This is a genomic window from Amnibacterium setariae (assembly GCF_003581425.1).
Taxonomy (GTDB): Bacteria; Actinomycetota; Actinomycetes; order Actinomycetales; family Microbacteriaceae; genus Amnibacterium; species Amnibacterium setariae.
On the sequence record NZ_QXTG01000002.1, the window covers coordinates 303,844 to 327,956 of the forward strand.

Below are 24,113 nucleotides of genomic sequence, written 5' to 3' on the forward strand. Positions count from 1 at the left end.
CCGGGCCCTGCGACTACGCCTCCGGGGAAATCCGTCCGCACTTCCCTCCGGAAGCGCGCGTCAGGCGGGCTCGTGCTCGGGCTTCGCCCGCTGCTCCGCGCCGGCCGTCACGTCCTCGCCGCGCTTCTCGTCGGAGTGGACCATCAACGCGGACCCCACCAGCGCGAGCACGATCGCGACGGCCGCGAACGGCGTCGGCAGCGTGAGGTAGGCGACGAGCGACACGACGACGGTGAGCGCCGGCGCGAGGGCGTTCGCGACCGGTGCGACGACGGAGGCCTTGCCGCGGCTGAGCGCCATCACGAGGAACAGGGCGCCGACGGCGTTCAGCAGCTGCGTCCCGAACGTCAGCACGGGCGCCTGCCAGGGGGCGTCGAGGTGCAGACCGCCGGCGAGCACGATCGCCACCGGCGCGAGCACGAGCGCGCTCACCGTCATCCAGGTGAACGTCGTCGCGTCGTTCACGCCGATCGTCGCGGCCTTCCGCAGGAAGTACGCCTGGGCGCCCCACGCGATCATCACGAACAGGGCGAGCAGCAGCCACGGGCCCTGGGTCCGGCCGCCCTGGCTGCTCAGGTTGAAGAACACGATCGCGAGCATCGCGGCGACCAGGCCGACGACGCCGAGCGGTCGGAGGCGCTCGCGCAGGAACGCCAGCGCCAGCAGCACCGTGATCGCGGGCGAGACGGAGACGATCGGGAAGACGAGGTAGGCGGGGCCGATGGTGAGGTCGTAGAACAGCACCAGCTGGCCCGCCGCGCCGGTCAGGCCGGCGGCGATCCCCCACAGCGCGCCGGGGCCGCTCCACTGGAACCCCTGCCGACGCAGGATGAAGGCGGCCGGGACGATCATCGTCACCGACCAGACCGCGTACACCATGAAGCTCGGGTAGCCGTAGAGCGTGGTCGGGGCCGCCGAGAAGGCGCCCCACACGCCCCAGAACAGCACGAGCAGCGCGGCGAAGACCGTCCAGCTCGGGAACCGCCGGCGCGTGCTCCGCGTCGATCCGACCGCGTGTTCCGTGGTCATCGTGACCTCCATCCGTCGTTCCTCCCTCCTCCCGGGCGGGAGGAGGGGTCCCTCGTCGGCAGCCGTCGTCGCAGTCGGCACGGAGGTCGGCGCAGGTCGGGCCGCGGTTCAGTCGGGCAGCGGCGCCCCCGCCTGCTTCATGGCGTAGAGCGCCGCGCCGACGCCGGGTCCGTGCACCGGTTCGCGGAGGTCCCAGCCCTCGCCGAGCGCGGCGGCGAACGCGGCGCGCACCCCCGCGTCCTCGAACATGCCTCCGGAGTAGGACAGCGGCACCCGCTCCCCCTCGGCGCCGATCGCGGCCCGCACCGACCCGGCGAGCGCGGCGAGCTCGCGCCCGGCGTCCTCGACGACCGCCTGCGCGGCCCCGTCGCCCTCGGCGGCCGCCGCCGTGACGACGCGCGACAGCGCGGCCACGCGGTCCCGCTTGCCGGCCCAGTCGTCGATGACGACGCCGATCGCGTCGAGGTCCGACCGGACGCCCACGGCCTCCCGCATCGCCGCGAGCAGCGGCCCCTGCGGCAGGCGGCCGTCGACCATCCGCGAGTACGCGTTGAGCCCGCGGATCGCCGTCCAGTAGCCGCTGCCCTCGTCGCCGAAGACCTCGCCCCAGCCGCCGGCGCGCTGCCCGCGGCCCCGCCACTCGCCGTAGGCGATCGACCCGGTGCCCGCCACGACGTTGACCCCGTCACGGCCGGCGAGCGACCCGGCCCAGCCGGCGATCATGTCGTTGCCGCAGGAGTAGCGCCCGTGACCGAGCACGCGACCGGGAGCGGCGTCGAGCTCGGGCACGTCTGCGCTCGCCTCGCCGTACGCGGGCAGGGCGAAGAAGGCGCGATCGACGTCCGCCGTCGTCAGCCCCGCGGTCTCGAGCAGCTGCTCCACGCCCTCGCGGAGGACCCGTTCGACCAGGTCGATGCCGGCGGTGAAGTAGTAGCAGCTCGGCCCCGTCGCGGTCGCGAGGACCTCCCCGCGCCCGTCGACGAGGACGAACGCGGTCTTGGTGCCCCCGCCGTCGACGCCGAGGTAGCGGGGCACGATCAGGCCTCGAGCGGGTGGATCGTGACGCCCTGCACGACGCGGTTCACGCTGCCGCCGGGGAACGGGTTGTCCGGCGTCGCGCCGATCCGCACGGAGGTGTGCAGGCCGAGGAGCTGCGCGACGACCACGTACGGGAGCGCGAGGAACGCGTCGTCGACCTGCTCGACGCCCTCGAGACCCCAGTCGGCGCCGTCGTCCGCCGCGCCGGCCCGGAGGGCGATCACGGCGTCCTGGCCGATCGCCTCCCGCAGCTCCCGGGTGATGTCCTGGTCGTACTGGCGGGTGTACGGGTCGTTCGACGTGTAGACGACCGCGAGCGTCCGGTCGTCGAGGACCGCCTTCGGGCCGTGCCGGAAGCCGAGCGCCGAGTCGAAGTAGGTGTCGACGCTGCCCGCCGTGATCTCGAGCATCTTCAGCGCCGACTCGCGCGACAGGCCCGTGAGGGGGCCGCTGCCGAGGTAGACGATGCGCTCGGGCTCCCGCTCCACGATGCGCTGCACGCGGTCGCGCGAGGCCAGCACCTGCTCCCCCGCCGTCGCGAGCGCCGACACCGTCGCGTCGTCGTCGCCGAGGAACACGAGCAGCGCGGAGAGCAGCATCGACGTGAAGCTCGACGTCATCGCGAAGCCCTGATCGTTCGCGCGAGCCGGGGTGAACAGCACGAAGGAGCGGTCGCGGTCGCCGTGCTGCTGCGCGAGCCGGCCCTCGGGGTCGCAGGTGATGACGAGGTGGTGCACCCGCTGCAGGACCTGGTCGGCCAGCTCGGTAGCGGCGAGGCTCTCCGGGCTGTTGCCCGACCGGGCGAAGGAGACGAGCAGCGTCGGGACGTCCTCCGAGAAGCTGCCGAGCGGGTCGGCCACGAGGTCCGTCGTGGCGATCGCCTCGATCCGGCGGTGCAGCCGCCGCGACAGCCCCGGTGCCGCGACCTCGCCGACGAAGGCGGACGTGCCGGCACCGGTGAGGACCACGCGCAGGTCCGGCAGCCCCAGCAGCGGGCCGAGGAACGCGTCGAGCTCGGCGCGACGGTCGGTGATGATCCGCGCGGTCTCGCGCCAGACGTCGGGCTGCTGGCTGATCTCCCGCTCGGTGACGGTGCCGTCGCCGACGGTCGCGGTGGGGAGGGTGTCGGTCATCGGAGGTCTCCAGACGGGGAAGCGGCGGATTCGGCGGGCAGGTCGGACGTCCGCGCGGCGGCGGAGTAGGGCCGGAGCGCGTCGCGCACCCGGTCGAGCAGCAGGGCGTGCGGGTCGTTCACCAGCTCGCCGCGACGGACCCGCGCGTACTGCGCGGGCAGGTACTGGCTGAGCAGCGGCTCGGGCACGCCGGCGCCGGCGAGGTTCGACAGGAGCCGGTCCACGGCCTCCTCGATCCTCGGCTGCGGCAGGTAGTACCGCATGCGGTCGCTGTAGCTGAAGCGCCGGGCGATGCGCTGCTCGTCGGCGGTGCCCTCGTAGTAGCGCTGCCAGCGGCCCGGATCGTCCTGCATCACCTGCTCGACGACCTCGAGCAGGTCGGAGCGGTCGGCGGCCGGGACCAGCTGGTCCTCGATCGCGGCGAGCGCGAAGAGGCCCTCCCGCAGCGCGAAGGTGAGCCCCGGGCCCACCTTGAGCACGGCCCAGTGGTCGCGCACGAGCGCCGTCAGGCCCTCCTCGAGCTGGTAGTCGGTGGAGTGCGCCTCGAACACCGCGTACGGCTCGTCGTCGAGCACGTGCTGGAGGGCGGCGGTGCGCGACGGGTCGTAGTCGAACACGCGGAGGTGGTCGAACTCGACCCCGGGCTGCACCACGAGCGCCATGATCCGCGGCCAGACCGCGCCCGCACCCACGGCGTCGAACGCGGCCCGATGCGCCGCGAGGGTGGCGCGCGCCGCGTCGGGCGGGGTGGGCGCGAGCGCGTCGATGGTCTCGTGCGCGCCGCCGGGCACCGGCACCTCGGTGCCGATCACGTAGCGGACCGCGGACGGGTCCGGCGCCGCGTCCTCGGCGGCGGCGAGGAGGCGGGCGGCGCGGACGGCGACGACCTCGTCCGTCAGCGGCGTCGCGTCCCCCGCGAGCGGCATGCTGCAGTCGAGGTGCAGCTTCGTGTACCCGGCGGCGGCGTAGGCGCGGACGAGGTCCTCCGCCTTCGCCATCGCGGACTCCTCGGCCTCGCCCTGCCAGGTGTTGGGTCCGAGGTGGTCGCCCCCCAGCACGACGCGGTCGATCGGGAAGCCCTCCTCCGCGGCGATGCCGTGCACGAGGTCGCGGAAGTCGGTCGGGCGCATGCCCGTGTAGCCGCCGAACTGGTCGACCTGGTTGGACGTCGCCTCGATGAGGACGGGTGCACCGTCCGCCGAGGCCTGCCGCATCGCCGCTGCGAGCACGAGCGGGTGCGCCGAGCAGACGGAGGTGATGCCGACCGCGCGGCCGGCCTTGTGCGCGCGGAGCACGGCTCCCAGGTGGTCCGTCATGCGGTCGTGCGCCTTCCCTCCGTCGAGTGCGGGGTCCATCGTCCGCGCCGCGGGCGGCCGGACCGGTGCCGCCGGCGGAACCGCTCATCAGGACTGCACGATGCGCGCGCGACCTGGACGGTCGAGGAGGGGTGCGCGATCGGCCGGGTGGTGGTCATCCGGCTGCCCGCCGCAGCCCCGCGAGGTGCGCGGCGCCGATCGCCGCGGCCGCCGTGCCGTGCGCCGCCGGCACGACGACGGGCTCCGGGAAGCCGGCGAGCCGCACGGCGAGCGCGGCCCGGAGCGGGTCGAGCAGCGCGTCCCCGGCCCGCACGAGCCCGCCGCCCACGACGACGGTGCCCGGGGCGATCAGCGCGACCGCCCACGCGAGCACCTCGGCGAGCGCGTCGACCGTCTCCTGCCACCGGGCGGCCGCGACGGCGTCGCCCGCCTGCATCGCGGCGAGCACCGGCGCGGCCTCCGGGGCGCCGAAGCGGCGGGCCAGGCCGCCGGCCGATGCGACCTCCTCCACGCGGAGGCCGCGGTTCGGCCCCTCCCCGAAGCGCAGCTGGCCGACCTCGCCGGCCCAGCCGGTGCCGACCGGCCGGGCGTCGGCGTCCACGACCGCCAGGGCGAGCCCGGTGCCGACGGGCGCGAAGACGAGGGCACCCGGCCGCCCGGCGCCCGCGCCGCTCAGGCGCTCCGCCACCGCCCCGGCGCGCACGTCGTGCGTCAGCGCGACCGGCAGGCCGGTCCGCCGCTCGAGGAGGTCGCGGACCGGTACCTCCCGCCAGCCGAGGTTCACGGACATGCGGCAGACGCCCGCCTCGTCGTCGACGATGCCGGGCGTCGCGACGCCGATCGCGGCCACTCCGGGGAAGCCCGCGGCGAGCCCGGCCAGCAGGTCGGCCGTCCGCTCGCCCGTCGCGTCGCCCTTCGGCGTCGGCACCGTCGGTCCCGCCTCGCCGCGCCACCACGTCTTGACCGCGGTGCCGCCGACGTCGACCCCGAGCACGTCCTCGTCCATGGCGCCAGCATCCCGGATCCGCGGGCCGGGCGAGCGATCGGACCGCGCGAATCGCGCCGTCCGACTGCGCGTTTGTCGCCGGACCGATCACACCGCGGCGGCCCGGCGCCAGACTGCCGCCCACCGACGACGGGGAGGCGGCATGGGCGACGCGAGGACGACGGGCACGACGGGATCGACCGCCACGACCGGCACGAGGGCGCTGCGGGTCGGGGTGATCGGGATCGGGCAGCGCGCCGAGATCGCCCAGCACGTCGGCGCCACGGACACGCCGGCGCGGCTCGTGCTCGCCGTCGACCCGACCGAGGTCGGCCGGGCCCGCGCGGCCCGGAGCTTCGGGCCCGACGTGCGGATCGCGGCGGCCCTCGAGGACGCGATCGAGGCGGAGCTCGACGCCGCGATCGTCACCACGCCGGACGACACCCACGCCGCGATCGCGGTCCCGCTGCTCGAGGCCGGCATCGCCGTCTACCTCGAGAAGCCGATGGCGATCACGGTCGAGGACTGCGACCGCCTGCTCGAGACCGCCGCCCGCACCGGCACCCCGCTCTACGTGGGCCACAACATGCGGCACATGTCGGTCGTCCGCCAGATGAAGGCGCTGATCGACGACGGAGCGATCGGCGAGGTCAAGTCGATCTGGTGCCGCCACTTCGTCGGCAACGGCGGCGACTTCTACTTCAAGGACTGGCACGCCGAGCGGCGGCACGTGAACTCGCTGCTGCTGCAGAAGGCGAGCCACGACCTCGACGTCATGCACTGGCTCGCCGGGCGGTCGACGAAGCGCGTCACCGCGCTCGGCGCACTGACCGTCTACGGCGACGTGCACGACCGCGGCACCCACGAGGGCGAGGTCATGCCGGACTGGTTCTCGCACGACAACTGGCCGCCGGAGGCGCAGACCGGGCTGAACCCCGTGATCGACGTCGAGGACGTCTCGATGATGCTCATGGACCTCGGCGACGGCGTCACCGCCAGCTACGAGCAGTGCCACTTCACCCCCGACTACTGGCGCAACTACACGGTGATCGGCACCCGCGGCCGGCTCGAGAACTTCGGGGACACCCCGGGCGGCGTGATCCGGGTCTGGAACCGCCGCCACGACTGGCAGCTCGCCGGCGACGTCGAGGTGGCGATCGAGGGCGAGGGCGAGGGCCACGAGCAGGCCGACGTGCGGACCATGGCCGAGTTCCTCCGCCACGTCGCCACGGGCGCACCCACGGAGGTGTCCCTCGTCGCCGCCCGCGACGCGGTCGCCGCCGGCGCCCTCGCCGCGGAGTCGCTCCGCGACGGCGGCACCCCGCGCGACGTGCCACCCCTGCCCGCCGACCTCGTCGCCCGGCTCGACGCGCGCTCCTCCTCCGCCCCTGACTCCTCCTCCCGCACCACTCCCGCACCACGCAGCTGAACGGACGGAACCATGCACCGACCACTGAATCGACCCATCACCCGACGCGCCCTCGCCGGCATCGCGGGCGCCGCCGCGGCAGGGCTCCTGCTCGCGGCCTGCTCCTCCGGGGGCGGCGCACCCAGCGGGGGCGGCGGCGACTACTCGAAGGCGCCGAAGGACCTGAAGGCGACCATCACCTACGCGCTCTGGGACCAGACGCAGGTGAAGGCGATCCAGGCGAACCTCGCCGGCTTCAAGCAGCAGTACCCGGGCATCACGGTCAACGTCGACGTGACGCCCTACGACACCTACTTCACGAAGCTGCAGACCGAGGCGTCGAGCAACACGCTGCCGGACCTGTTCTGGCTGAACGGCCCGAACTTCCAGCTCTACGCCGACAACGGCAAGGTCGAGCCGATCACGGGCGCCATCAAGGCGGGCGCGATCGACCCGAAGAACTACCCGTCCGCGCTCGTCGACCTCTACACCGCGAACGGCGTGCACTACGGCGTCCCGAAGGACTTCGACACGATCGGGCTCTGGTACAACAAGGCGCTCTTCGCGAGGGCCGGCGTCGACGTGCCCACCGGCGACTGGACGTGGGACGACCTCACGACCGCGGCGAACACGATCTCGTCGAAGCTGAAGGGCCAGGGCATCTACGGCGTCGCGGCCGGCATGGACGGCCAGACCACCTACTACGACACGATCTTCCAGGCCGGCGGCAGCGTGCTCTCCGCCGACGGGAAGAAGTCGGAGTACGCGAGCGACGCGACGAAGAAGGGCATCGTCTTCTGGCGCGACCTGATCGCGTCGAAGGGCTCCCCCTCCGTCAAGCAGCTCACCGACACCCCCGCCGACCAGTGGTTCGTGAGCGGCAAGGCCGCGATGCTCATCGGCGGCGACTGGGGCCGCTCCGAGATCGCCGACTCGCCCGTCGCGAAGGACGTGCAGGTCGCGCCGCTGCCGAAGGGCGAGCAGAAGGCGACCGTGATCCACGGCGTCTCGAACGTCGTCGCGGCGGGCAGCAAGAACACGCAGGCGGCGCAGGCGCTGCAGGTGTACCTCGCGAGCAAGGAGGCGCAGCAGCAGCAGGGCGACATGGGCGCCGTGATCCCGGCGTTCAACGGCACCCAGGCGTCGTTCGCGAAGTCGATGCCCGGCGTCGACCTGCAGGTCTTCCTCGACGAGGTCGCCTACGCGAAGCCGCTGCCGGTGTCGAATAACACGGCGGCCTGGAACGCGCTCGAGGCGAAGCTGCTGCCGGGGGTCTTCGCCGGCACCTCGCCCGTCGACTCCACCCTGCAGCAGCTGCAGGACCAGATGGACGCGGCGCTCGCGAAGGAATGACCGAGCTGCACCGCGCGGCACCCCGCGCAGCCGGCCGCCCCGCCCGACGGCGGGGCGGCTCCGGCGTCCTCCGAGACGGGTGGTGGCCCGTCCTCTTCGTCGCCCCGCTGCTCGTCGGCGTCGTCGTCTTCTACCTGTGGCCGATCGTGCAGACGTTCTGGTTCTCGTTCACCACGTTCGGGGTGTTCGGCGGCCAGACGTTCAGCGGCGTCGCGAACTACGTCGCGCTCGTGCAGGACCCGGAGTTCTACCTGTCGCTCGGCAACACGCTGATCTACACGGCGATCGTGCTGCTCGGGGTGCCGCTCGCCGTCTGGCTCGCGGCCCTGCTGAACACGCCGGGCCTGAAGTTCGCGTCCTTCTACCGCGTCCTCTTCTTCCTGCCCTACATCGCGATGCCGACCGCGGTGGCGCTCGTCTGGCGCCTGATGTTCAACGGCGACTACGGGATCCTGAACTGGGTGCTGTCGCTGGTCGGCATCCCGGGCCCGTACTGGGTCAGCACGCCGGGCTTCGCGATCGTCGCCGTCTCCATCGTCGGCCTCTGGTCGTCGCTCGGCTTCTCGATGATCGTGCTCGCGGCGGGCCTGAAGGCGATCCCGCCGGAGCTGTACGAGGCCGCCGAGCTCGACGGCGCCTCGCCCTCCCGCCGGTTCCGGTCGGTGACGGTGCCGCTGCTGACCCCGACGATCTTCTTCGTCGTGGTCGTGACGGTGATCTCGAGCTTCCAGCTCTTCGACCTGCTCTACGCGATCATGGGGCCGCGCAACCCGGCGATGCCGTCGTCGATGTCGCTCGTCTTCTACTTCTTCCAGGCGGGGTTCGTCGACAACCAGCAGGGCTTCGCGGCGTCGATCGCCATCGCGATCTTCGTGCTGATCGGGCTCGTGACCCTGCTGCAGTTCCGGCTCCAGCGGAGGTGGGTGGCGAATGTCTAGCGCCGTGCAGACGAGGGCCGCTGCGACGGTCCGCACCCGGACGCCGGCGACGCGCAGCCGGCGGCGGCCGCGGCACGTGCTCGCGCACGTCGTGCTCGGGGTGGGCGGCTTCCTGATGGCCTTCCCGTTCCTGTGGCAGATCATCATGTCGCTGTCGACGAACAGCCAGGTCCGCAGCGTCGTGCCGACGTTCTGGCCGGGCACGCTGCAGTGGCACAACTACGTCGACGTCTTCGAGCAGCTGCCGTTCCTGCCGCAGCTCGGCGTGTCCGTCACCATCACGGTGATCCGGACGGTCGCGCAGATCGTGCTCTGCACCCTCGCCGGCTACGCGTTCGCGCGCATGCGGTTCCGGGGCCGGAACCTGCTGCTCGGGCTGGTGCTGTCGATCCTGCTCGTGCCGTCGCAGGTCTACCTGCTGTCGCAGTACCAGATCGTGCAGCAGCTCGGCTGGCTCAACACCATCCCGGGCATCGTCGCGCCCGGCCTGTTCAGCGCCTTCGGCACCTTCCTCATGCGGACGGCGTTCCTGAACCTGCCGAACGAGCTGGAGGAGGCGGCGCGGATCGACGGCGCGAATCCCTGGCAGATCTTCACCCGCGTGATGGTGCCGCTCGTGCGCTCGAACATCAGCGTGCTCGCGATCACGACGGTGCTGTTCAGCTGGAACGAGCTGCTCTGGCCGCTCGTCGTGTCGACCTACGCCGGCCTGCAGCCGCTCGCGGCGGGCCTCGCGACGCTGTCCGGCAGCGTGACCGTCGACTACCCCGTGATCATGGCCGCGAGCCTGATGGCCACCGCGCCGGTGCTGATCGCGTTCATCCTGCTGCAGCGCCGGGTGATCGACGGGATCGCCTCCTCCGGCCTGAAGTAGGCACGGGGGCGCTCCCGGGGCGCTCCGCTGCTGGACCGGCCGAGCGCTCGGCGGGATCAGCAGCGGAGGGCCCCGCCGGCGCGGCTACTCGACGAGGGTCGCGGGCGACGCCGGGGCGCTGCCGTCCAGCACGGGCGCGAAGTCGACCTCGCGCCCGTCGACGCGCCACCGGGTCCGGCCGAAGCGCTCGACGGCGGGGGGCGCGCGCAGCCACGCGTCGAGCTCGTCCCGCTCGCCCGCGTCGAGCCAGGCCATCGGGTCGGAGGTCTGCCGGAAGCCGAGCACCGTCGCGGCGTCCTCGACCAGCTGCCGCTGCGGCTCGTCGAGCAGGCTGCGGCGCCGGCGGAAGTACACGGCGTCCGGGTCGAGCTCGTAGAGGGGGCGCAGCCAGGTCCGCGGGATCGAGGCGGCGATCGCGTTCCGCGCGCCGCTGCCGGAGGGGTCGTCCCGCCGCTCCCCGTTGTCCCAGAACGCCGCGGTGTCCGGCCCGACGCGGACGCCGTCGAACACCCCGGCCGACGGCAGCATCGGCGCGCCGCAGCCCAGCAGGTGGACGTCGTCCCCGGCGGCGCGGCGGACGTGCTCGACGGCGTCGCGGTAGACCCGCTCGCGGGGCAGGTCGCGCGACCGACGGCCGCGCACGGCGCCCGCGTACAGGAAGTCGAGCTTCAGGTAGGTGAAGCCGTCGGCGACGGCCCGGCGCACGACGTCGGCCAGGTGGTCGAGCGCCTCCGGGCGGGTGGTGTCGAGCGCGAAGTACCCGGTGCCCCAGTTCGTGCCGGTGACGAGGGGGCGGCCGTCGTCGTCCTGCACGAGCAGCTCGGGGTGGTCCCGGGCGAAGCGGGAGCGCGGCAGCGCGATCAGCGGCGCGAGCCAGAGCCCCGGCCGGAAGCCCGCCGCCGCGATCCGGGACGCGGTCGCGGCCATGCCCGACGGGAAGCGGTCGTTCGCCGTCCAGTCGCCGACGGCGGCCTCCCAGCCGTCGTCGAGCTGCACGACGTCGATGGGGTGGCCGCGCAGGTCCTCGACCGTGCGGGCGAGCAGGTCCTCGTCGACGTCCTCGTAGTACGAGTACCAGCTGCTCCAGACGGCGCCCGCACGCCGGTCGCGGCCGCCGAGGCGCTCGGCGAGGAGCGCCGCGTAGGCGCCGAACACCTCGTCCTCCCGGCCCCACGCCAGGAACCAGCCGTCGCCGGCGTCCTCCGTCGTGCCGTGGAGCACGTGGCGGTCGGCGCCGACGCGCGGCGTGCCGAGCCCGAGCGCGCCGAGCAGCAGCACGCGGCCGTCGGGCCCCTCGAGCGCGCCGACGGCGCTGCCGGAGTGGGCCAGCGGGGTGTCGTTCGCCGCGTCGTCCGCGGTGAGCAGGCGGGCGGGGTCGCCGCCGATCCGCAGCGGCGGCTCGGTCAGGCGGCGCCATCCGCTCGGGCTCCACGAGTTCCACCCGTGCCGGTAGAAGGAGGCGCCCTCGTCGAAGGGGTGGAGCACCGCGACGGGGCCCGGCGGCACCAGCCAGCCGAGCCCGAGGCGGGTGAGCGGGCCCGCGGCGCGGACCGGCACGGCGAGGTCGGGGAAGCGGGCTTCGGCGTGCACGGGGCCTCCCGGACGGTCGGTGCCGGTCGCGGCGGCGGGCCGGGAGCAGCCTCCCGGCCCGCCGCCGTCCGACGCGAGTCGTGCAGGTCAGCGGATGCGGACCGTCTGGTGCAGGTCGTTCAGGCCGCTCGAGGCGTGCCAGGTGCCGACGTTCGCGGTCCGGATCGCGTACCGGGGGTCCTTCGCGGTCTTCTTGTCGGCGGCCGGCAGCGCCAGGTAGACCGCGTACTTCCCGTGCGGCAGGTGCCGGATCGCGGCGCGCACCGTCGAGGTCGTGCCGGCGGCCCAGCGGCGCACGTCCGTCTTCAACGGCACCGAGTACCGGTGCTTCCCGCTGACGAGCACGAGCTTCGCGGGTCGCGCGTTGTACGGCGCCGCCCAGCCCGTGTTCTTCACCCGGACCGTGACGGTCGGGGTCCGGCCGCTCGTCACCGTGCTCGACGTGAGCTGGAACCGGTAGCCGAGCCTCCGCTCGGTCGTCGCGACGCCGGCGGCGCCCCACGAGTCGAGCACGTCGGTGTTGTACTCGCGGTTCAGGTAGCTGAAGTGGAACCGCCGCATCTGCGTCTCGGCGTTCGGGAACTCGGAGAGCGGCGGGGCGACGTTGCAGGTCTCGCCGCCCACCGGCACGAAGCGGCTGTCGGCGGCCAGGTAGTCCTGGTCGAGCGTGATCGGGTCGGACAGGTACGTGCCGAAGTCGTCCGGCGACGCGAGGAAGCAGTCGTTGTGGTGGCCGATCCGCGCCGCGAGCGTGTTCCGGTACGCCTCCTTCGGCGTGAGGGCGCCGGCGGTGCCGGTCGGGCGCTCCGTGATCTCCTGCTTCATGAGCGGCGTCCGCACCTGCACGGTCCGGGTGGGCAGGGCCTTCAGCTCGGCCTCGACGACGGCCCTCCGCTTCGCCCAGTCGGCGTCGGAGACGACCTGCGTCTTCGGGTCGGCGAAGTAGTCGGTGTAGTAGCCCTCGCCCCACAGCCCGATGAACCCCTGCTGCAGGGTCGCGATGAGGCCGGTGTTGCGCTGGAGCAGCGGCGTGAGCTGGCGGATGTGCTTCTGCACGGTCGGCAGGTCGGCGTCGCCGAAGGGCGCGACGTAGGGGTCGGCGCCGCCCTCGACGTAGGCGAACCGGAGGACGACGGTGAAGCCGTTGCGCTTGACGACGTCGAAGTCGTGCTGCAGCTTGGCGAGCAGGTCGCGGCTGAGGTCGGCGCCCTTCGCGAAGTCGTCGAGGTAGTACACGCGGTTGATCTGGGTGTCGCCGAGCTTCCGCCAGGCGCGCAGCTGCGCGTCGGTGAGGCCCTGCCAGCCCTTCCCGCCGTCGCGGTAGTGGGTGTCGGTCTCGTGGTCGAAGCCGCGCTCCGGGTTGGCGATGTTCGCGCTGCTCGCGCGGTAGGTCACGGTGCGGCCGGGCGCATGGCCCGGCTGGGCGGAGGCCGCGGTCGCGGGCACGGCGAGCGCGGCGGCCGCGGCGACGGCGGCCGCGGCGAGCACGACCCGGCGGCGGCGCCGGGGTGCGGGAGTGGAGTGGATCATCGGGCCATCGTGGGAACCGACCCGTCGGGCTGTCGAGACGCCTCGCCGATCGCGCAGCGCGACTGCGCGGTCGGCCGCGGCAGAGCTCGGGTGGTTTCGGCACGGGCGCGGGGCGCCCGGCTCAACCAGCGTGGAAGGCGCTCGTCAGCGGCGGGGCTCGACGAGGTGGACCGTCACGCCGGCCGCGCGGAGGGCGTCGAGGGCGACCGCGTCCGCGGTCGTGTCCGTGATCAGCACGTCCACCTGCCGCGTCTCGGCCATCTGCGCGAACGTGATCCGGCCCACCTTCGAGCCGTCGGCGACGACCATGACGCGCTGCGCGTGCTCGACCATCGCGTTGTTCGTCCGCGCCTCGACCTCGTCGTGGGTGGTCGCGCCGCCCTCCGCGCTGATCCCGTCGACGCCGAGGATCGCGGTGCCGACGTTCACGGCCTTGAAGGTGTTCTCGGCGAGCACCCCGACGGCCTCGAACGACGTCGAGCGGACGACGCCGCCCGTCAGGATCACCTTCGTCGTCGGGCGTGCCGCGAGCTCGAGGGCGATGGTCAGCGCGTTCGTGATGATCGTGAGCTGCGTCCGGCGCGACAGGGCCTTCGCGATCTCCGCGGTCGTCGTGCCGCCCGTCAGCGCGACCGCGTAGGGGCCGGACGGGATCAGCTCGGCGGCGCGCAGCGCGATCCGGTGCTTCGCCTCCCGCGCTTCGAGGTCCCGGAGGTGCACCGGCACCTCGTCGTGCAGCGCCTGCGGGCGCGCGCCGCCGTGGGTCCGGATCAGGAGGCCCTGGTCCTCCATGTCGGCGAGGTCCCGGCGCAGGGTCGCGGCGGACACCTGCAGCTCTCCCGCCAGGTCGGCGAGCGAGACCGCGCCCCGCGCGTTCACGCTCTTCAGGACCGCGAGCATGCGGTCGGCGCGCTTCGCCGACGACGCGTGCGGCAGCCGCAGCCCGGTGGCCTGCGCCATCGCGGTCCTCCCTCGGGTCGAAAGCGTGCAGCAGGATTGCGCACTTCACGCGAGCCGCGCAACGGGCCTCCCGCAATCGCTCACTCCCGCTGTTGGATCGCGGTCATGCCCTCCGTCGCGTTCATCGGCGCCGGCAGCGTCGTCTTCACCCGGCAGCTGCTCGCCGACCTCCTCCGCTTCCCCGAGCTCGCCGATCTCGAGATCCGCCTGCACGACGTCGACGCGGAACGGCTCGCCGTCGCGGAGGGCACGGCGCGGCAGGTGAACGAGCGCCTCGGCGCCCGCGCGACGATCGTGCCGGCGCTCGACCGGTCCGCCGCCCTCGACGGCGTCGACTTCGTCGTGAACATGGTCCAGATCGGGGGCATCGCGGCGACGCGGCTCGACCTCGAGATCCCCGCGAGGCACGGGCTGCTGCAGACGATCGGCGACACGACGGGTGTCGGCGGCGTCTTCCGCGCCCTCCGGACCTTCCCGTTCCTGACCGGCCTGCTCGGCGACATGGGCCGGCTCTGCCCGGACGCGCTGTTCCTGAACTACACGAACCCGATGGCGATGAACGTCTGGTGGGCGTCCGTCGTCGCGCCCGACATCCGGACGATCGGGCTCTGCCACAGCGTCTACTGGACCGTGCACGACCTCTGCGAGCTGATCGGCGTCCCGCTCGAGGGCACGCGGTTCCGCGCCGCGGGCGTGAACCACCAGGCGTGGCTGCTCGAGTGGAGCCGGGACGGCGAGAGCCTCTACCCGCGCCTGATCGACACCATCGCCGCGCAGCCCGAGCTCGAGCGGCGGGTCCGGGTCGAGATGTTCCGCCGGCTCGGGTACTACCCGACGGAGACGAGCGAGCACTCCAGCGAGTACCTCGACTGGTTCCTCCGCTCCCCCGAGCAGGTCGAGCGGTTCCGCATCGAGCCGCTGCAGTACATCGGGATCAGCGAGGAGAACGTCGCCGAGTTCGAGCACGCGCAGCGGGCGCTCGCCGCCGGCGAGCCGCTCGAGCTGGAGGAGGGCGCCGCCGAGTACGCGCCGCAGGTGATCCACTCGGTCGTCACCGGCACGGAGCGGGAGATCCACGGCAACCTCGTGAACCGCGGGCTGATCGACAACCTGCCGCAGGGCGCGGTCGTGGAGGTGCCCGTCCGCGTCGACGGCGACGGGCTGCACCCCGTGCCGATGGGGGCGATCCCGACGCAGGGCGCGGCGCTGAACCGCGCCTACCTCTCCGTCGCCGAGCTGACGATCGAGGCGGCCCGCACCGGCTCGAAGGAGCGCGTGCGCCAGGCCGTGCTCGCCGACCCGAACGCGAGCTCCAGCCTCACGCCGGAGCAGATCTGGGCGCTCTGCGACGAGCTGACGGCCGCGCACGGCGACCTGATCCAGCCCGACCTGCGGTAGCCCCGCGCGGTCCCGAGGCCCGCCCCGCTCGCGTCGCAGCGAGCCGGGCGGGCCTCAGTGCGTCCGGCGTGTTTCGCGCCCGTGACGGAACAGCGCGGAGCGCGCAATCGGGTTGCGCGTTGTCCGCAGCGACCTCCCGGGGACTCCGTGCACTCGCGACCATGACGGGAGCGCAGAGCAGCGCCCGACCGAGCGAGGAGCCAGCCATGCCCCGGATCCCCATCCACCGACGATCGACCGCCCGGGTCGCCGCCGCGGTCACGACCGTCGGCGCCCTCGTCGCCGCGCTCACCGGCTGCTCGGGCGGGGGCGGCTCCACGACCCTCGACACGAAGGCCGACGTCACCCTCACCTGGTGGACCGGTCAGGCGGACGAGGCGGAGAAGATCCTCGAGGGCCTCGCCGGCGAGTACGAGAAGCTCCACCCGAACGTGAAGATCGACGTCTCGTCCGGTGCGCCGTCCACGGAGGACCTGCTGCAGAAGCTCTCCGCGAGCTTCGCCGGCGGCAACTACCCCGACGTCTCCTACGCGTTCGGGTCCTGGGCCAGCCAGCTGGAGGCGTCGAACCGCACGCTCGACATCACGAAGCAGGTCGCCGACCCCGACGTCGACTGGAAGGGCTTCAGCGGCGCCGCGCGGCAGACGGCCCGGCCGACCGGGAAGAAGACGATCGGGTTCCCCGCCGTCGTCGACAACATCTCGCTGCTGTACAACACGAAGCTCTTCGACGCCGCGGGCATCCCGTACCCGACCGACCGGTGGACCTGGGACGACTTCCGGGCTGCGGCGAAGAAGCTGACGAACGAGTCGACCGACACGTACGGGTACGCCTACTCGGTCTCCGGCAGCGAGGAGACGACCTGGCAGTTCTGGCCGCACCTCTGGCAGAACGGCGGCGAGGTCCTCTCCTCCGACGGCAAGAAGGCCGCGTTCGACTCCACCGCCGGGGTCGACGCCCTCACCCTCCTGCGCGACATGGCGATCGACGACAAGAGCGTCTACCTCGACCAGACCGACACGAAGTTCGGGCAGCTGTTCGCCGGCGGCCACATCGGCATGATCACGAGCGGCCCGTGGCAGCTCTACGACCTGAAGACCGCGAAGACCGACTACGGGGTGACGGTCCTGCCCGGCACGGACGGGAACCACGAGACGGTGTCCGGCCCCGACCTCTGGACCCTGTTCGACCACAAGGACGCGAACCGCGCCCACTGGGCGTACGAGTTCACGAAGTGGCTCACCGACCCGGCGCAGGACGAGCGGTGGAACGTCGAGTACGGCAACCTGCCGCTCCGCGAGAGCGAGACCTCCTCCGCCGCCTTCCAGGCGCAGGTGAAGGCGCTGCCCGGCCTCGACGTCATGGCCGCCAACTCCGCGAACGCGAAGCACGCGCGCCCGACGGTGCCGGCGTACAACAAGCTGTCCGAGGCGATCGGCGACCAGATCTCCGCCGTGCTCCAGGGCCAGGGCACGCCCGAGTCGGGGCTGAAGGCGGCCGCGGCGAAGGCCGACGCGGCCCTGGAGGGCAACGGCCCGTGAGCGCCGCGCACCTCTCCCCCGCGTCCGGGGTCGGCGTGGACCGGCAGCGGTCCCGCCGGCGTCGGAGCCTCCGGCTGACGCTCGAGGGCTGGGCGTTCGTCGGGCCGGCGACCGTCCTCGTGCTCGGGCTGTCGATCTTCCCCGCGATCTGGTCGTTCTTCCTCTCCCTGCAGCGGTGGGACGGCTTCAGCGAGCCGCAGAACATCGGCGTCGGCAACTACGCCTACGCGCTGAAGGACGCCGACCTCGCCGCAGCGGTGACGCACACCGTGCTGTACACGGCCCTGTTCGTGCCGGCGTCGATCCTGCTCGGGCTGCTGCTCGCGGTCGCCCTCAACCGGCGGATCCGGTTCATCGGGCTGTACCGGACGGCGATCTTCGTGCCGTTCGTCGCCTCCGCCGCCGCGACCGGCATCCTGACGACCTACCTGTTCAGCCCGCAGTTCGGGCTGCTGAACAACATCCTCCGGCGCATCGGGCTGCCGCAGCAGGGCTGGCTGGAGGACCCGCGGCAGGCGATGGTCGTGATCGCGATCATGTCCCTCTGGGGCTCCGCCGCGTTCACGACGGTGATCTTCCTCGCCGCGCTGCAGGACATCCCCGGCGAGCTCGTGGAGGCGGCGCGCATCGACGGCGCCACGGCGCGGCAGGCGTTCTGGCACGTCACCGTGCCGCAGCTCGCGCCGGTGGCCGTGTTCGCGACGATCTGGCAGGTCATCCAGGCGCTGCAGCTGTTCGACCTCGTCTACACGACGACCCGCGGCGGCCCGTTGAACGCGACGCAGACGGTCGTCTACTACCTCTGGAACGCGGCGTTCCGGCAGACCGAGTTCGGCTACGGCTCCGCGGTCGCCTGGACCCTCTTCCTCGTCACGATGCTCATCACCGTCGGCGTGGTGCTGTACTCCCGCCGAGCCCGGATCGAGGCCTTCTGATGTCGTCCAGCGCCCTCCCCTCGGCCTCCGCGGCCACCGCCGGCCGGTCGCGGCCGCGCCGCCGCGGGCTGCCGTTCAGCCCGTGGCACCTGCTGCTCGCGCCGGTCGCGGTGCTGTTCGCGATCCCGTTCGTGCAGATGTTCCTCGCCGCGCTCACGCCGGCCGAGGACCTGAACCGCATCCCGACGCCGTTCATCCCGACCCGGCTCACGCTCGACGGGTTCGGGCAGCTGTTCGGCACCTCGCCGGTGCTGCTCTGGCTCGGGAACACGGTGCTCGTCTCGGTGACTGCGATCGTCAGCCACCTGGTGCTCTGCTCGCTCGCCGGCTACGGCTTCGCCCGGCTGCGGTTCCGCGGCCGGACCCTCGGGTTCTTCGGCATCGTCGCCACGATCATGATCCCGATCCAGGTCCTGATGATCCCGACCTACGTGCTGTTCTCCCAGATCGGCCTGATCGACAGCCTCGGTGCCGCGATCGTGCCGTGGCTGGCCAGCGCGTTCGGCATCTTCCTGATGCGGCAGTTCTTCCTGTCGCTGCCGCCCGAGCTGGAGGAGGCGGGCCTGATCGACGGCGCGACCCGGCGGCAGGTGTTCTTCCGCATCGTGCTGCCGCTCGCGAAGCCGGCGCTGACGACGCTCGCGATCTTCACCCTGCTGGGCTCGTGGAACGACCTGGTGTGGCCGCTGATCGCGATCAACGACGACCAGGCGTTCACGCTGCAGCTCGGCATCACGAGCTTCCAGGGCACCCGCCGCACGCAGTGGGCGCTGCTGATGGCCGCGAACGTCGTCGCGACCCTGCCGCTGATCCTGTTCTTCCTCGGTGCGCAGAAGCAGTTCGTGCAGACGATGACGTTTTCCGGCCTCAAGGGCTGATCGCCTACCGTCGTGCCGTGGCTGAGGACGACCTGATCGCGTGGGAGCGGCTCCGGCGGGACGCGGCGCGGCGGGGTGCGTTCGGCGCCCTGCGCACGGATGTCGAACGGCGGAGCGCCGATCGGGAGCGCGCCGTGCGGCTCGCGGCGGACAACCTCCTCGACAGGGCGCTGCGCCGCCTCCGCGACGGTGACGAGCCGGCCGCCCGCACGGCGGTCGAGCGCGCGCTGCGGCTCGGCGAGGGCGACGAGGGCCCGCTCGCCGTGCACCTCTTCGTCTGGGACGCGCTGCGCGAGACCGCGCTCGGCGACGCCCGCGACGGCTGGCTCGACCGGGTGGAGGCGGTCCGGCTGGAGGGCGCCGCGCGGCGGGAGTGGTTCGCGGCGCTCCGCGCGCTGGAGGGCGAGGGCGAGCTGGACGCCGCGGACGCGCGCCGCGTCCGCGGTCTCGCCGGCGGCACGGCCGGCTCCCACGAGCCGTTCGTAGGCGTCGACGCCGCCGCCCGCGTCGACGCGACCACGGCCCTGCTCCGGGCGCTGCTGCGCGTCGTCGGCTGAGCCGCCCGCGGCCCGCGCCGCGGGCGTGGTTCGATCGGCGCATGACCCGGATCGCGGCCGTGCAGCTCTCCCCCGTCGTCGGCGACCTCGCCGGGAACACCGCCCGCGCGGAGGCCGTGCTGCGGGAGGTGCTCGCCGCGGGCGCCGAGATCGTGGTGCTGCCCGAGCTGACGACCTCCGGCTACGTCTTCACCGACGAGGCGGAGGCGCGCGGGCTCGCGATCGACGCCGAGGACCCGCTGCTCGCGCGCTGGTCGTCGCTGCTCGGTGACGCCGTGCTGGTGGTCGGGTTCGCGGAGCTCGGCCGCGGCGGGCGCCTCTACAACAGCGCCGCGGTGCTCGACCGGTCCGGCACCCGCGCGGTCTACCGCAAGGTGCACCTCTGGGACCTCGAGAAGCGCGTCTTCACGCCCGGCTCCGACCTGCCGGCGGTCGTCGAGACGCCGTACGGGCGCCTCGGCGTGATGGTCTGCTTCGACCTCGAGTTCCCGGAGTGGACCCGCATCGCGGCGCTCCGGGGCGCCGACCTGCTCGCCGTGCCGGCGAACTGGCCGGTGCAGCCGCGGCCCGACGGCGGCGACGTGCCGGAGGTGCAGATCGCCGCGGCCACGGCGCGGCTGAACCACATGGCCGTGCTCGTCGCGGACCGGCAGGGGCCGGAGCGCGGCGTGACCTGGGCGGGCGGCACGCACGTCGTGGGCGCCGACGGCGGCATCGTCGACCGGGTCGGGCCCGGGGACGGCGTCGCCTGGGCGGACCTCGACCTGCCCGCTTCCCGCGACAAGCGGCAGGGCGAGCTCGTCGACCTCCTCGGCGACCGCCGCCCCGACCTCTACGGCCCCCTCCTCGCCTGAAGTGCTCACGCTTCTGGACGCCGAAGCGCCGACTCGGCGTCCAGAAGCGTGAGCACTTCGGCGCGGGAATAGTTGATCGCCGTCAAACGTCTTCTACTGTTGTCTTCGGTCAACGAGTGGAGGGGTGCGGATGAGCACGGCGAGAACGGCGGCGACACCGGCGGAGCGGCAGCAGCACCGGGAGGTGCTGGAGGCGCTGTCCGGGCTGCTCATGGGCATGTTCGTGGCGATCCTGGCGGGCACGGTCGTCTCGACCTCGCTGCCCCGGATCATCGCCGACCTGCACGGCACGCAGACCGCCTACACCTGGGTCGTCACCGCGACCCTGCTGGCCACGACCGTCAGCACGCCGATCTGGGGCAAGCTCGCCGACCTCGTGAACCGCAAGCTGCTCGTGCAGCTCGCGCTCGTCGTCTTCGTCGTCGGGTCGGCGCTGGCCGGCTTCTCGCAGGACACGAACACCCTCATCGCGTTCCGCGTCGTGCAGGGCCTCGGCGCCGGCGGCCTGACCGCGCTCGTCCAGGTCGTCATGGCGGACATCGTCAGCCCGCGCGAGCGCGGCCGCTACATGGGCCTCATCGGCGCCGTCATGGCCGTCGGGACCGTCGGCGGCCCGCTGATCGGCGGGCTGATCACCGACGGGTGGGGCTGGCGCTGGAACTTCTACGTCGCGCTCCCCTTCGCGATCGCCGCGCTGGTCCTCATCCAGCGCACCCTGCACCTGCCGAAGCGGGCGAAGCGGGCGGTGTCGATCGACTACCTCGGCGCGATCCTCATCGCGGCCGGCGTCAGCCTGCTGCTCATCTGGGTCTCGCTCGGCGGATCGCAGTTCGCGTGGGCCTCGGCCACCAGCTGGCTCATGGTCGCCGGCGCGGCCGTGCTGCTCGCCGCGGCGGTCGTCACCGAGCTGAAGGTGCGCGAGCCGATCATCCCGATGACGCTGTTCCGCAACCGCACCTTCGTCTTCGCGGTGCTCGCGAGCCTCGCCATCGGCGTGGTGCTGTTCGGCGTCTCCGTCTTCCTCAGCCAGTACCTGCAGCTCGCCGAGGGGCACACGCCGACCGAGGCGGGCCTGCTGACCCTGCCGATGGTCGTCGGCCTGTTCGGCGCGAGCACCGTCGTCGGCGGCGTCATCAGCCGCACGGGCGTCTGGAAGCGGTACGTCGTCGTCGGCGCGACGCTCCTCGTCGCCGGCGTCACGCTGCTCGGCACGATCCGCGTCGACACCCCCTACTGGACGCTCGCGATCTTCATGCTGGTGATCGGGCTCGGCCTCGGCATGACGATGCAGAACCTCGTGCTCGTCACGCAGAACTCCCTGCAGGCGACCCAGCTCGGCGCGGGCAGCGCCAGCATCGCGTTCTTCCGCAGCCTCGGCGGCACGCTCGGCGTCTCCGCGCTCGGCGCCTTCCTCGGCGCCCGGGTGCCGGACCTGATCCGGGACGGGCTGGCGACGCTGGACCCGGCGATCGCCGCGGCTGCCGGCAAGGCGCTCGGCGGCGGCGAGGTGCCCGTGGTCTCCGCGCTGCCCGCGCCGATCCGCGGCGTCGTCGAGAGCGCCTACGGCACCGGGATCGGCGACGTGTTCCTGCTCGCCGCTCCGCTCACGCTGGTCACGCTGCTGTTCGTCTGCCTGCTGCCGAACCGGCCGCTCAGCACGAAGACGGCGGTCGAGCAGCTCGCGGACACGGAGGGCCGTCCGGGGCTCGCCCCGGCCGCGGAGCGCGCGCTCGAGCTCGGCGCGAACGAGGTCGGCAGCACGTCGGAGGGCGTCGACGACCGCGATCGCACCGCCGTGCCGGACCGGCGATGAGCTCCTTCGCTACGGTGAGCGCCGTGGACACCGACCAGGCGATCGACTCGATCAACGACTCCTTCGACCGGCTCGTGATCGGCGCACGGCGCACGATCCGCAGGTCGGCGGCCGCGCTGGCCGCCGACCTGCAGCCCGCGGCGTGGCCCGTCTTCCGCGAGGTCGTGCGCGCGGAGCGGGTGCAGGTCGGCGCGATCGTCAGCGCGCTCGAGATGGACAAGGGCGCGGTCAGCCGGTACCTGAAGGACCTCCGCGAGCACGGCCTGGTCGAGTCCGCCCGCGACGAGCACGACGCCCGCATCGTGTGGATCACCGCGACCGCGGACGCGCGGGACCGCGTCGCGGCGCTCGCGGCCGAGCAGCGGGTGCGGATGCACCAGGCGCTCGCGGGCTGGTCGGAGGAGGACATCGAGCGGTTCGCCGAGCTCCTCGACCGCTTCTCCCGCCCCGCCGCGGTCGAGTGACGCGCAGGCGCGCGGCGCACACTCGCCCGATGACGAGCGCTCCTGCAGCCGACGCGACCGGACCGGACGACGAGCGGGGCGCTCCCCCGCCGCCGCCCGCTCCTCCCGCGGAGGAGGAGGCCGGTCGCGCCGACGTCGCCGGCGCCCCGGCGCTGCAGCGGCGCGACGACCACGAGGACGTCACGGCCTGACGCGGCGCACCGGACGCGTCGAGCGTGGTCTCGAGGCTCGCTGTGCTCGCACCTCGACCAGCGGGGCAGGCGACGACTCGTGCGTCGGGTGGTCACGAGGCTCGCTGCGCTCGCCCTCGACCAGCAGGGCAGACGGGCGGGCGACGGCGGGCGGCTCAGTCCTCGCCGTGGCCGGAACCCGATCGGCCGCGGCCCCGGCCGCGGTGGTCCGAGCCTCGGTCGTCGTCGTCGCGGACGGCGGTCGCACCGGCGTCGGCGGCCGATGCGGCCGCCGTCGTGCGCGGCGAGGGAGCAGCGGACGGGACGACGGTCGCTCGAGACGGCGGCGCGCTCACGGCCGGGAGGTCCTCGGCCGAGAGGGCCCGGTCCGCCTCCGCCGGGGCGAGCACCGCCGCACCGGCGGCGCCGAGCAGGAGCCCGGTCGCGGCGACCCCGCCGACGAGCGCGAACCGGCGACGTGGTCGGCGCGCGGCCGGCAGCACGGCTCGCACCGGCGCAGCGGCCGCTGCGACGAGCGTCGGCGCAGGCACCGCGGACCGGCCGAGCGCGTGCGCGAGGGCCGCGGCGGTCGAGGCGTCGAGCCGGTCCTGCTCGGCCGGGGCGGTCATGCCGAGCAGCAGCTCGCGCCAGTCCTCGGGCAGCGCCTCCGGCACCGCGGGAGCGCGCAGCAGCCGACCGGCGAGCGACTCGGTCGCCGAGCCCGGGAACGCCGGCGCCCCAGTGAGCGCGGCGAGCACCGTCAGCCCGAGCGCGTAGACGTCCGACGCCGCGGTGGCGCGCTCCCCGCGCGCCTGCTCGGGGCTCAGGTACCGCAGCGTGCCGACGACCGTCCGCTCCGCCGTCGTCCGGGTCGCGTCCGCGAGGCGGGCGATGCCGAAGTCCGTCAGCTTGGCGGCGATCACGCGATCGCCCTCGAGCCCGAGGAGCACGTTGCCGGGCTTCACGTCGCGGTGCACCACCCCGCGCCGATGCGCGTGCGCCAGACCGCTCGCGACGTCGCGGAGCACGACGGCCGCCTCGTCCGCGTCGAGCGGGCCCTGCTCGAGGCGGGCGGCGAGCGACGGCCCGTCCACGAGCTCCATGACGAGCGCGACGCCGTCCGGCGTCGTCAGCACGTCGTGCAGGGCGACGAGCCGCGGGTGGTCCAGGCCCGCGAGCACCTCGGCCTCGCCGCGACCCGGGCGCGCGGCGCCGCCGTCGATCAGCTTGACCGCGACCTCCCGTCGCCGCTCCCGGTCCCAGGCGCGGTGCACGGTCCCGGCGCCGCCGCGGCCGAGCAGCCCGCGGAGCTCGTAGCGGTCGTCGAGCACGCGCCCGTCGTCCTCCAT

General features: G+C 73.5%; 22 protein-coding genes. 13 read left to right on the forward strand and 9 right to left on the reverse strand.

Features of this window, described 5'->3' with window-relative positions:
• Positions 1-60: 60 nt before the first annotated feature.
• The 5 genes from D1781_RS09440 to D1781_RS09460 form a co-directional block, all read right to left on the reverse strand.
• Positions 61-1,029 carry a DMT family transporter gene (locus D1781_RS09440; RefSeq protein WP_119483162.1) on the reverse strand — a complete coding sequence of 323 codons (969 nt, stop codon included), beginning with the start codon at positions 1,027-1,029 and terminating at the stop codon, positions 61-63.
• Between the two features lie 108 nt (positions 1,030-1,137).
• Positions 1,138-2,064: an N-acetylglucosamine kinase gene (locus D1781_RS09445; RefSeq protein ID WP_119482068.1), complete on the reverse strand. Its 927-nt coding sequence runs from the start codon at positions 2,062-2,064 to the stop codon at positions 1,138-1,140.
• A gap of 2 nt (positions 2,065-2,066) precedes the next feature.
• Positions 2,067-3,200, reverse strand: coding sequence for an SIS domain-containing protein (locus D1781_RS09450; protein ID WP_119482069.1), 1,134 nt, complete (start codon positions 3,198-3,200; stop codon positions 2,067-2,069).
• Positions 3,197-4,516, reverse strand: a complete 1,320-nt coding sequence (locus D1781_RS09455; RefSeq protein WP_119483163.1) for a D-tagatose-bisphosphate aldolase, class II, non-catalytic subunit — start codon at positions 4,514-4,516, stop codon at positions 3,197-3,199. Before D1781_RS09455 ends, D1781_RS09450 begins: the two co-directional genes overlap by 4 nt.
• A gap of 154 nt (positions 4,517-4,670) precedes the next feature.
• Complete coding sequence (locus D1781_RS09460; protein ID WP_119482070.1) at positions 4,671-5,522, reverse strand: ROK family protein; 852 nt, start codon at positions 5,520-5,522, stop codon at positions 4,671-4,673.
• Positions 5,523-5,664: 142 nt separating this feature from the next.
• Between D1781_RS09460 and D1781_RS09465 the strand changes: the two genes are divergently transcribed.
• Genes D1781_RS09465 through D1781_RS09480 form a run of 4 tightly spaced genes read left to right on the forward strand, consistent with a single transcriptional unit; the run spans position 5,665 to position 10,074 of the window.
• On the forward strand, positions 5,665-6,930 hold the full coding sequence (locus tag D1781_RS09465) for a Gfo/Idh/MocA family protein (protein ID WP_119482071.1): 1,266 nt from the start codon (positions 5,665-5,667) through the stop codon (positions 6,928-6,930).
• A gap of 12 nt (positions 6,931-6,942) precedes the next feature.
• A complete protein-coding gene (locus tag D1781_RS09470; protein WP_119482072.1) occupies positions 6,943-8,262 on the forward strand; it encodes an ABC transporter substrate-binding protein in 1,320 nt (439 codons plus the stop codon).
• Entirely contained in the window at positions 8,259-9,200 is a 942-nt protein-coding gene (locus D1781_RS09475; RefSeq protein WP_119482073.1) for a carbohydrate ABC transporter permease, read from the forward strand. Before D1781_RS09470 ends, D1781_RS09475 begins: the two co-directional genes overlap by 4 nt.
• Positions 9,193-10,074 (forward strand): carbohydrate ABC transporter permease, encoded by an 882-nt coding sequence (locus tag D1781_RS09480; RefSeq protein WP_119482074.1) that lies wholly within the window; start codon positions 9,193-9,195, stop codon positions 10,072-10,074. Before D1781_RS09475 ends, D1781_RS09480 begins: the two co-directional genes overlap by 8 nt.
• Before the next feature lie 84 nt (positions 10,075-10,158).
• On the opposite strand, the gene D1781_RS09485 is transcribed toward D1781_RS09480, so the two are convergent.
• The 3 genes from D1781_RS09485 to D1781_RS09495 all read right to left on the reverse strand — a co-directional run bounded on the left by D1781_RS09485 (position 10,159) and on the right by D1781_RS09495 (position 14,154).
• On the reverse strand, positions 10,159-11,664 hold the full coding sequence (locus tag D1781_RS09485; RefSeq protein ID WP_119482075.1) for a glycoside hydrolase family 36 protein: 1,506 nt from the start codon (positions 11,662-11,664) through the stop codon (positions 10,159-10,161).
• 87 nt (positions 11,665-11,751) lie between these two features.
• Positions 11,752-13,194 (reverse strand): DUF4832 domain-containing protein, encoded by a 1,443-nt coding sequence (locus D1781_RS09490; protein ID WP_119482076.1) that lies wholly within the window; start codon positions 13,192-13,194, stop codon positions 11,752-11,754.
• Positions 13,195-13,338: 144 nt separating this feature from the next.
• Positions 13,339-14,154 (reverse strand): DeoR/GlpR family DNA-binding transcription regulator, encoded by an 816-nt coding sequence (locus D1781_RS09495; RefSeq protein ID WP_119482077.1) that lies wholly within the window; start codon positions 14,152-14,154, stop codon positions 13,339-13,341.
• A 105-nt stretch (positions 14,155-14,259) separates the two neighbouring features.
• Between D1781_RS09495 and melA the strand changes: the two genes are divergently transcribed.
• From melA to D1781_RS17520, 9 genes are all read left to right on the forward strand, one after another.
• A complete protein-coding gene (gene melA, locus D1781_RS09500) occupies positions 14,260-15,552 on the forward strand; it encodes an alpha-glucosidase/alpha-galactosidase (RefSeq protein ID WP_119482078.1) in 1,293 nt (430 codons plus the stop codon).
• A 206-nt stretch (positions 15,553-15,758) separates the two neighbouring features.
• Entirely contained in the window at positions 15,759-17,093 is a 1,335-nt protein-coding gene (locus tag D1781_RS09505; RefSeq protein WP_119482079.1) for an ABC transporter substrate-binding protein, read from the forward strand.
• Complete coding sequence (locus D1781_RS09510) at positions 17,090-18,028, forward strand: carbohydrate ABC transporter permease (RefSeq protein WP_119482080.1); 939 nt, start codon at positions 17,090-17,092, stop codon at positions 18,026-18,028. Before D1781_RS09505 ends, D1781_RS09510 begins: the two co-directional genes overlap by 4 nt.
• Complete coding sequence (locus tag D1781_RS09515; RefSeq protein WP_119482081.1) at positions 18,028-18,906, forward strand: carbohydrate ABC transporter permease; 879 nt, start codon at positions 18,028-18,030, stop codon at positions 18,904-18,906. The genes D1781_RS09510 and D1781_RS09515 overlap by 1 nt, the downstream gene beginning before the upstream one ends.
• A 17-nt stretch (positions 18,907-18,923) precedes the next feature.
• A complete protein-coding gene (locus D1781_RS09520; RefSeq protein ID WP_119482082.1) occupies positions 18,924-19,463 on the forward strand; it encodes a hypothetical protein in 540 nt (179 codons plus the stop codon).
• A 41-nt stretch (positions 19,464-19,504) separates the two neighbouring features.
• A complete protein-coding gene (locus D1781_RS09525; protein WP_119482083.1) occupies positions 19,505-20,317 on the forward strand; it encodes a nitrilase-related carbon-nitrogen hydrolase in 813 nt (270 codons plus the stop codon).
• Between the two features lie 130 nt (positions 20,318-20,447).
• A complete protein-coding gene (locus tag D1781_RS09530) occupies positions 20,448-22,130 on the forward strand; it encodes an MDR family MFS transporter (protein WP_119483164.1) in 1,683 nt (560 codons plus the stop codon).
• A 23-nt stretch (positions 22,131-22,153) separates the two neighbouring features.
• A complete protein-coding gene (locus D1781_RS09535; RefSeq protein ID WP_158590049.1) occupies positions 22,154-22,594 on the forward strand; it encodes a MarR family winged helix-turn-helix transcriptional regulator in 441 nt (146 codons plus the stop codon).
• A gap of 29 nt (positions 22,595-22,623) precedes the next feature.
• Positions 22,624-22,785 (forward strand): hypothetical protein, encoded by a 162-nt coding sequence (locus D1781_RS17520; RefSeq protein ID WP_158590050.1) that lies wholly within the window; start codon positions 22,624-22,626, stop codon positions 22,783-22,785.
• Positions 22,786-22,940: 155 nt separating this feature from the next.
• On the opposite strand, the gene D1781_RS09540 is transcribed toward D1781_RS17520, so the two are convergent.
• Positions 22,941-24,113, reverse strand: a complete 1,173-nt coding sequence (locus D1781_RS09540) for a serine/threonine-protein kinase (RefSeq protein WP_119482085.1) — start codon at positions 24,111-24,113, stop codon at positions 22,941-22,943.

Excerpts from the sequence above, each read along its gene's own strand:
- D1781_RS09470 (WP_119482072.1), top strand. The coding sequence starts at position 6,943 with ATGCACCGACCACTGAATCGACCCATCACCCGACGCGCCCTCGCCGGC.
- D1781_RS09465 (WP_119482071.1), top strand. The coding sequence starts at position 5,665 with ATGGGCGACGCGAGGACGACGGGCACGACGGGATCGACCGCCACGACC.
- D1781_RS09440 (WP_119483162.1), bottom strand. The coding sequence starts at position 1,029 with ATGACCACGGAACACGCGGTCGGATCGACGCGGAGCACGCGCCGGCGG.
- D1781_RS09530 (WP_119483164.1), top strand. The coding sequence starts at position 20,448 with ATGAGCACGGCGAGAACGGCGGCGACACCGGCGGAGCGGCAGCAGCAC.
- D1781_RS17520 (WP_158590050.1), top strand. The coding sequence starts at position 22,624 with ATGACGAGCGCTCCTGCAGCCGACGCGACCGGACCGGACGACGAGCGG.
- D1781_RS09515 (WP_119482081.1), top strand. The coding sequence starts at position 18,028 with ATGTCGTCCAGCGCCCTCCCCTCGGCCTCCGCGGCCACCGCCGGCCGG.
- melA (WP_119482078.1), top strand. The coding sequence starts at position 14,260 with ATGCCCTCCGTCGCGTTCATCGGCGCCGGCAGCGTCGTCTTCACCCGG.
- D1781_RS09480 (WP_119482074.1), top strand. The coding sequence starts at position 9,193 with ATGTCTAGCGCCGTGCAGACGAGGGCCGCTGCGACGGTCCGCACCCGG.
- D1781_RS09505 (WP_119482079.1), top strand. The coding sequence starts at position 15,759 with ATGCCCCGGATCCCCATCCACCGACGATCGACCGCCCGGGTCGCCGCC.
- D1781_RS09455 (WP_119483163.1), bottom strand. The coding sequence starts at position 4,516 with ATGACGGACCACCTGGGAGCCGTGCTCCGCGCGCACAAGGCCGGCCGC.
- D1781_RS09540 (WP_119482085.1), bottom strand. The coding sequence starts at position 24,113 with ATGGAGGACGACGGGCGCGTGCTCGACGACCGCTACGAGCTCCGCGGG.
- D1781_RS09495 (WP_119482077.1), bottom strand. The coding sequence starts at position 14,154 with ATGGCGCAGGCCACCGGGCTGCGGCTGCCGCACGCGTCGTCGGCGAAG.
- D1781_RS09475 (WP_119482073.1), top strand. The coding sequence starts at position 8,259 with ATGACCGAGCTGCACCGCGCGGCACCCCGCGCAGCCGGCCGCCCCGCC.
- D1781_RS09525 (WP_119482083.1), top strand. The coding sequence starts at position 19,505 with ATGACCCGGATCGCGGCCGTGCAGCTCTCCCCCGTCGTCGGCGACCTC.
- D1781_RS09490 (WP_119482076.1), bottom strand. The coding sequence starts at position 13,194 with ATGATCCACTCCACTCCCGCACCCCGGCGCCGCCGCCGGGTCGTGCTC.
- D1781_RS09460 (WP_119482070.1), bottom strand. The coding sequence starts at position 5,522 with ATGGACGAGGACGTGCTCGGGGTCGACGTCGGCGGCACCGCGGTCAAG.
- D1781_RS09450 (WP_119482069.1), bottom strand. The coding sequence starts at position 3,200 with ATGACCGACACCCTCCCCACCGCGACCGTCGGCGACGGCACCGTCACC.